7 protein-coding genes are annotated in these 8,316 nt (G+C 32.1%); 6 read left to right on the forward strand and 1 reads right to left on the reverse strand.

Annotation, left to right across the window (positions count from 1 at the left end; genetic code table 11):
• Positions 1-54: 54 nt before the first annotated feature.
• The 6 genes from Q0842_RS10015 (at position 55) to Q0842_RS10040 (ending at position 6,722) form a co-directional block, all read left to right on the forward strand.
• Positions 55-2,562, forward strand: a complete 2,508-nt coding sequence (locus tag Q0842_RS10015; RefSeq protein WP_298497578.1) for a T9SS type B sorting domain-containing protein — start codon at positions 55-57, stop codon at positions 2,560-2,562.
• Positions 2,563-2,661: 99 nt separating this feature from the next.
• Entirely contained in the window at positions 2,662-3,747 is a 1,086-nt protein-coding gene (locus tag Q0842_RS10020) for a CNNM domain-containing protein (RefSeq protein WP_298497581.1), read from the forward strand.
• A 63-nt stretch (positions 3,748-3,810) separates the two neighbouring features.
• Positions 3,811-4,284 carry a methylated-DNA--[protein]-cysteine S-methyltransferase gene (locus Q0842_RS10025; RefSeq protein ID WP_298497583.1) on the forward strand — a complete coding sequence of 158 codons (474 nt, stop codon included), beginning with the start codon at positions 3,811-3,813 and terminating at the stop codon, positions 4,282-4,284.
• A complete protein-coding gene (locus Q0842_RS10030) occupies positions 4,250-4,807 on the forward strand; it encodes a DUF4442 domain-containing protein (RefSeq protein WP_366941118.1) in 558 nt (185 codons plus the stop codon). The genes Q0842_RS10025 and Q0842_RS10030 overlap by 35 nt, the downstream gene beginning before the upstream one ends.
• Positions 4,808-4,866: 59 nt before the next feature.
• A complete protein-coding gene (locus tag Q0842_RS10035; protein WP_298497585.1) occupies positions 4,867-6,012 on the forward strand; it encodes a serine hydrolase in 1,146 nt (381 codons plus the stop codon).
• Entirely contained in the window at positions 6,009-6,722 is a 714-nt protein-coding gene (locus Q0842_RS10040; protein WP_298497587.1) for a 3'-5' exonuclease, read from the forward strand. The genes Q0842_RS10035 and Q0842_RS10040 overlap by 4 nt, the downstream gene beginning before the upstream one ends.
• A gap of 69 nt (positions 6,723-6,791) precedes the next feature.
• Here Q0842_RS10040 and Q0842_RS10045 read toward each other — a convergent pair.
• The coding region (locus Q0842_RS10045; protein WP_298497589.1) for an immunoglobulin-like domain-containing protein at positions 6,792-8,316 on the reverse strand (1,525 nt) is incomplete at its 5' end.

Raw genomic sequence — 8,316 nt, forward strand, 5'->3', positions numbered from 1 at the left:
ATATGAAATAAAAGTAATTATATGTATAATTGTGTCACTTAACTTACAACCGTTATGCACAAACATCTACTTGTTTTTATTTTTTGTTTAAGTATAAATTTAACTTTTGCACAATTAGAAGCTTATGAAATTGATGGAGAGGGTTGGGCTAAAGGCAATTTAGTTGAAATTGGTATTAATGCCAAAGGCGTTTATGGGGCAATGGCTTCAAATAAGCCTGCCACTTTTCATAATAATAGGGAAGTAGGGAATAATCTTTTCGGTTTTATTGCAAACCCCCTAAATGATGGATGGATAGATTATGATGGTGATTTTTTCTCACCTGGCGACCCAGAAGAAGGCTTTTGTATTCAAATTGATGGTATTAATTACAACAATAATAATGGTATTTTATCATCTGGTATCCCAGGATCAGTAACAAGTGTAAACGTTATTTCATCAGATTGTTACGAGGATATTGCTCAAATATCTTGGGAAGGAAATGTTAATGGTTTAAACATAAAAAGGTATTACAGTATTACCCAGGATGGTCTTTTTATACAAATGACGACATTTATAAAAAACCTTTCTGACGTCGCAAAAAACAATGTCTATTTTATGCATAATGTCGATCCAGACAATAATGTAACTTTAAGTAATAGATATGAAACAGACATGGAAATTATATCTCAAGCAAGTTCTATTACAGACCAGACTTGTTTAGTGACAGCGTCTCAGGATCCAATTGGCATTCCTGCAGATATGGACGGATCTAATGTTAGTTTATATGCTAATGATGAAAAAGCTAGAGTTTCTTTTGGTGGTTTTAATAACAGATCTGCAAGTGCAATTTGGAATGGATCCGGATTTACAAATACTGAAGGCGCAACCAGTTTAAATGTTGATGAAGCCATCTCAATTGCATTTAATTTAGGGACTATACAAGCAAAAGAATCTATTAGATTTACCTATTATTATATTCTAGAAGAAGTTGACGAAACATTTATACCTTTTATTGTAAATGCCATACAAGAAAACCCAAGTGTATGTAATGGACAAGATGGTAAACTTATATTTTCAGGTTTAACAGAAGGTGAATCTTACGGAATAAGTTATGTTGACAATAGTGTTTTAGTACCCGAAGTAACATATGTAGCAGATAGTGAAGGTATTATTGAAATAACTGATTTAGATGCAGGATTATATACCAATGTTTCAATTAGTTCTTTAGGTTGTGATACTACTATTGATACAGATTTTGAATTAGCAGACCCAGAAGTTCCAAATTATACAATAAGCAAAAGAGATTATTCAGATTGTGTTATCCCTGAAGGGCAATTAACATTCTCTGGTTTAACACCTTTAACAAGTTATTCAATAGAATTTAAACATGATGATGTGCTTGTTGGACCTGAAAATTTTATGGCTGATAATAGGGGTAATATTATTTTTAACAATTTAGTTAAAGGTATATATACAGACTTTGTTTTTGAACAATATGAATGTATTACAGAAAGCAATGAAATTATTGAAATTATAGGGCCAGAAACTCCAACTTCATACCAAATACCTCATCAATTTTACTGTGATGAAGATTATGATTACTTAACAACAATCGATTTAACACCTTTAAGTAGTATTGCCATAGGTACTGATAACCCTGATGATTTTTCAGTAACATTTCATGCATCTGCTGAAGATGCCCAAAATGGTATAAATCTTAATGCTACAAACTATGACACTTTGGGTGAAGAAACATTTAGTTTATTTGCTAAAAAAACAGAAATATTTTCTGGTTGCTATTCATATTTACCATTTACTATAACAATAAATACACCTCCTGTTTTTGAAATTGAAGATAATATAATCTGTCTAAATAGTGATGATACAGTAAACTCTGAGTATAATTTACCTATTATTAACACAGGTCTATCTGAAACAGATCATAGTTTTGAATGGTATTTTGAAGGCACTATAATTCCTGGAGAAAACGCCAGTAATTTAACAGCAACTACCCAAGGAAATTATTCTGTTAAAGCAACATTTAACGCTACAGGTTGTCATTTTACTAAAGAAGCTACTGTCTCACCATCAGGACCACCACAAGTATTAGATGTTGTTGTAACTTCTTTACCCTTTTCTAAAAACCATACTGTTCAAATTACAGCTACAGGTTTTGGTAATTATATTTACTCCGTAAATAATGGGCCTACACAAGAACTTGGGGAGTTTATGAACTTAAAACCTGGATATCATACTTTTCAAATTATTGACACAAAAGGATGTGGTGTCGTAAATATTGAAAAAACGATTATTGACTACATGAAGTTTTTTACTCCTAATAATGATGGTTATAATGACCATTGGCAAGTAATAGGAGTAGAAGCTTTAAATGAGCCAGAAATTTTTATTTATGATAGATACGGCAAAATGTTAAAGAATTTAGATCCAAAAAGCAAAGGTTGGGACGGTTTGCTTAATGGGAATCCTTTACCACAATCTGGTTATTGGTTTAAAGTTCTTTTTAGAGATGACAATGGAGTTCTTCGAGATTTTAAAGCACATTTTACATTAAAACGATAAACAGTATTTTCTCAATAAATTTAAAGAAAATAATATTCGTCTTACTTTACATTAGCTTTTATTGCAATAATTAGTATTTTTAGTTTTTTAAAAAACACTATGAGCGCATTACTATTTTGGGCAACCATTTCCATTTTCTTTTCATTTTTATGTTCCATCCTTGAGGCTGTTTTATTAAGCGTTACACCAACCTTTATAAATGTTAAAAAACAAGAAGGAAAGGACTATGCATTAACTTTAGAATCATTAAAGAAAGATGTAGACAAACCACTAATAGCGATACTTACGCTAAATACTATTGCACATACTTTAGGCGCAATGATGGTTGGTATTGAAGCTGAAGGTCTAGATTTCGATATTGAATTCTGGGGTATCAATACCGTTGGTGTTGTTTCGGCAATTATGACTTTTTTAATTCTTGTAGCTTCAGAAATTATTCCTAAAACCATCGGAGCTACTTATTGGAAAAAGTTGGCGAATTTCACCTCAAAAGCATTAACTGTGCTAATTTTTCCTTTAAAATGGACAGGCATTTTATGGTTATTACAATTAACTACAAAGTTAATTGGCGGTAAAGGTCATGGTAGTGTTTTAAGTAGAGAAGGCTTTATGGTAATGACCGATATGGCTCATGAAGAAGGTGTTTTTCATGAAAACGAAAGTAAAATTATTAAAAACCTTTTAACTTTTCGAGAAGTCTTTGCTAAAAACGTAATGACACCAAGAACGGTCATGTTAACCGAAAACGAAACTACTACGGTTGAAGATTTTTTTAACAGAAACTTAAACCTTCGTTTTTCCAGAATCCCAGTATTTTCAGAAACCGAAGACAACATTAAAGGTCTGGTTTTAAAAGATGAAATTTTTAAAGAAATGGCTTTAGGTAATGGTAACAAAAAATTAGCAGAACTTAAAAGAAATATTATTATTGTAAATCGAGATTTGGCAATCCCTACACTATTTGAAAAACTTGTAGAAACTAGAAACCATATGGCTTTAGTAGTTGATGAATATGGATCGGTAAGTGGGTTAGTAACCATGGAAGATGTTATAGAAACACTTTTAGGGTTAGAAATTATGGATGAGAGTGATAATGTTTCAGACCTACAACATTTAGCTAGAAAAAGCTGGGAATCACGCGCTAAAAAATTAGGTATTATTGAAGAAGATAAGTCTTCAGAATAACGTAATATTCATAATTAAAACAACATGAATGTTGCAATTAACCATTTAAAATAAAAGTATCAGATGGAAAGCTGCATCATTAAATCACCTTTAGGGTTTACTAAAATTATAGGAGATGAAGATGGAATTACATCTGTTACTGTATTGAATTCTGAAGAAAAAATTACTGATATTATACCAGTAGAATTAGAAGATTGCGTCATTCAATTAAATGAATATTTTGAAGGGACTCGTAAAATTTTCGATCTAAAATTGAATGCCCTAGGCACAGATTTTCAAAAAAAAGTCTGGAAACAACTAGAACAAATTCCATATGGAAAAACAATATCTTATCTTGAGCTCTCTAAACAATTGGGAGACGTTAAAGCTATTCGTGCAATAGCAAATGCTAATGGTAAAAACCCACTTTGGATTATTATACCATGCCATCGTGTTATTGGTAGCGATGGTAGTTTAACAGGTTATGCAGGTGGTTTACATAGAAAAAAATGGCTTTTAGAACATGAAAGCCCATTTAAACAACAATCGCTTTTTTAACATGTATAGAACTCTTACTAAAATAGCTGAAAAGGTTTTTACAGATGCGCAAATTTATAAATACGGCTTTAACTGGTCGCCTATGTACAGACGATCAACAGCAAAAATTATTGAGGTTTCTAACGATTTACATTGCGTTAAAATTAAAATTCCGTTAAGCTGGAAAAACAAAAACTTTGTGGGCTCTATATTTGGCGGCAGTATGCTATCGGCCACAGATCCTATTTACATGATTCAGCTTATTAAAATTCTTGGTGATGATTACGTGGTTTGGGATAAAGCAGCAACTATAAAATATAGACGACCAGGAACAGAAACTATATTTTGCGAATTCGTTTTTTCTCCGGCAGACATTGTAAATATCAAAAAGGACATAAAAGATAAAGGCGAAATTGATATTGTAAAAACACCAAATATTATAAACAAAAAAGGCGTTGTAATTGCCGAACTTTCTAAAACAATTTACATAGCAGACAAGGCATTTTATAAGAAAAAGCGTATGCAAAAATCCACTTCAAAATAATTTATTTTAAACTAAAAAATTAATTTCCTTATCTTTAGTTGCAACATTAAACTAATAAAATGAAATTTATAAAAAAGCTCCTTAAGTGGCTTATCTCGCTATTGGTAATTATAGTTATAGCATTATACATTTTCGATTACGAATATATACTTAGAGGCGTAAAAGTTGTCTATTTTACTGGTCATAAAACAGCGTTTATAGACGATTATCCATATTTTGAAAACGATACCATTAAAAAAGGCGACACGGTAGATGAATGGCCAATTCACATTAATTATAACAGCGTACAACCAACCGAAAAACTTAGCAATGTAAATAAAGATTGGGGTACCATTGCCTATGTAATTATTAAAAACGATAGTATTTGGTTTGAAAAATATTACGATGACTTTAATGTTGCATCAAAAACCAATTCGTTTTCCATGGCTAAAAGTATAACCTCTGCCCTATTAGGTAAAGCCATTATGGATGGTTATATAAAAAACCTAGATCAACCTCTTAGCGATTTTTATCCACAATATAGTTATGCTAAAACAACTGTTGGCGATTTATCGTCTATGGCATCTGGTTTAGATTGGGTAGAGCATTACACAAGTCCTTTTTCAGTTACCGCTAGAGCAAATTACGATGACGATTTAGCCGAAACCATTTTAAATCAGAAAGTAGTAAAAACACCTGGAACAAATTTCGAATACCTAAGCGGAAGCACTCAGCTTTTAGGCATGGTATTAAAAAAAGCTACTGGTAAAACTTTATCTAATTATCTGTCTGAAAGCTTTTGGAAACCTATGGGAGCAGCAAACGATGCCTACTGGCAAGTAGACGATGAAGATAACCGATTAGCAAAAGCCTTTTGCTGTATAGCTAGTAACGCTAGAGATTTTGCCCGCTTTGGGAAATTGTACAAAGACGATGGAAAATGGAAGGGTAAACAACTATTAGATTCCACTTTTGTTAAAAAAAGTATTACACCGCGCTTTAAAGATAGCCCAGAATATGGTTATGGATGGTGGTTAAAAGATGTTGGTGATAAACATTTTTTTATGATGCGCGGGCATTTGGGACAATACGTAATTGTAGAGCCAAACGACAATGTAATAATTGTACGTTTAGGCCATAAAAAATCGCCAGACGAAGGAGTTGGTAAGTTTACAGAAGATATTAGTGTTTATATAGAAGAGGCTTATAAAATGCTTAATAAATGATTTCAAAACTTAATTTAGAAAACATTCTTTTTCTGGACATTGAAACCGTTCCAGAAACACAACATTTTTCAGATTTAGACGAAACAAAACAAGCACTTTGGGAACAAAAATCAAGATACCAAAGAAAGGAAGATTATACTGCCGAAGAATTTTATGAACGTGCTGGTATTTGGGCAGAATTTGGAAAAATAGTATGTATTTCGGTTGGTTACTTTACAAATCAAGGAGACAACAGAAAGTTTAGAGTTACCTCTTTTTATGGTGATGAAGTTAAAATTTTAAAAGATTTTAAAAACCTTCTTTTATCTCATTTTAGTCAAACCAAACATTTACTTTGTGCTCATAACGGGAAGGAATTCGACTTTCCATACATTGCTCGGCGCATGATAATTCATGGTATTGAATTACCTTACAAACTAAATCTTTTTGGAAAAAAACCATGGGAAGTACCTCATCTAGATACTTTAGAACTTTGGAAATTTGGTGATTACAAAACATACACTTCTTTAAAATTATTAACAAACGTATTAGGTATTCCTTCACCTAAGGATGACATTGATGGTAGCGAAGTATATCGAGTTTACTATGAAGAAAATGAAATAGATAGAATAATAATTTATTGTGAAAAAGACACCATAGCCGTAGCCCAAATATTTTTAAGATTAAGAGGTGATAAAATTTTAAACGATGATGAAATTATCCATATTTAAACTTCAATAAATAAAAAAGCCCAGACTGTAAATCTGGACTTTCTATTTTTGAGTTAGTCAATTTTTGATTTATTCTTTTATAAATCGTTTCATCATTTTTGTACCTTCATTTTCAACTTCAATATAATACATTCCTGCTTCTAAATTATCAACTATAACTGTATTAGAAGTTTTTCCAGTATTTACAATTTGCCCTAGTGTATTAACAATTTTATAAGAAATAATTCCTCCTTTCGAAGTTTTTATATTTAAAACATCTCCAACAGGGTTTGGGAATAATGTAAGTTCATTTATGCTATTTGCACTAACACTTAAAACATTTTGTTTTTCATTATTTTTAGCTGCTACGGCTGTAGTTAGAGTAATTTTATCTAAAGCAATATCTGCTTGCCAAGTACTTCCTGTAATTCTATTGAATCTTAATTGAACACTATTTCCGGTATATCCTGATAAATCTACACTAGCTGATAACCAAGTATTTCCTTTATTACCTGTTTCACTCCATATAGGAGTCCAACTTATACCGTTATCATTACTTGCTTCTAATGCAATGGATCCCATATCTGAAGCACCATACATGTGGTAATTGAAACTAAATATAGCTTGAGAAACCAAGTTTAAGTCATAACAAGGTGAATTAATAATAGCTTGCTTACTTGGATAACCCGTTCCGTTGCCCGAAGCTTCAACAAAAATATAATAACTTCCTTGAACAGCACTTGAAGGTCCTGTACTACTTGATGGTGTTCCATTAGCATCAATTGTCCAATCAATATCATCTGCATTTGATTGAGTCCAAGCCCCTAGGGTGTTTTCATATCCTTCTGCATATGGGTAATTAGTAATACCACTTACACAACTATTTATAACTATTTCTCCATCTATTAAACTAATATTATCAATAGCTATATCTGCTTGCCAAGTGCTACCAACAAACCTATTAAAACGCAACTGAATACCGCCACCTGTATAAGCAGATAAATCAATTACTGCTGTTTGCCAAGAATTCCCTTTATTACCAGTTTCATTCCAAATACTTGTCCATGTAAGCCCTTCGTCTTGAGTTATTTCTAAATCAATACTCCCCATATCTGCAGCTCCATACATATGGTAATTAAAACTAAATGTAGCTTCGGTTAATGTGCTTAAATCAAAACAAGGTGAGTTAAGAATAGCTCTTCTACTTGGATAATTTGGTGATGAAGCTTCTACAAAAATATAATAACTGCCTTCTACTGCACTAGAAGGCCCTGTATTACTTGAAGGTGTTCCAGATGCATCAACTGTCCAATCAATATCATCAGTTAATGTTTGAGTCCATGCTCCTAAAGTATTTTCAAACCCTTCAGTATAAGGAAATGAAGCAATTCCTCCAGAGCAACCAGAATTCGCTTCAGTTACAGTAATTGATCGGATAACTTCATTTGCTGGGTTACCAGAAGCATCACTTACGTTGTAAGATACAGTATATGTTCCTTCTAAATTTGTATTGACAATATCTCCACCTATTATAATACTTGCTGTAATATCGCCATCTAAATCGTCTGTTGCTGTGGCTCCTTGCTCAGAATAAGTGTCTCCTACGTTTAAATCT

Origin of the sequence: uncultured Algibacter sp. (assembly GCF_947495675.1) — a bacterium.
Classification (GTDB): Bacteria; Bacteroidota; Bacteroidia; order Flavobacteriales; family Flavobacteriaceae; genus Algibacter_B.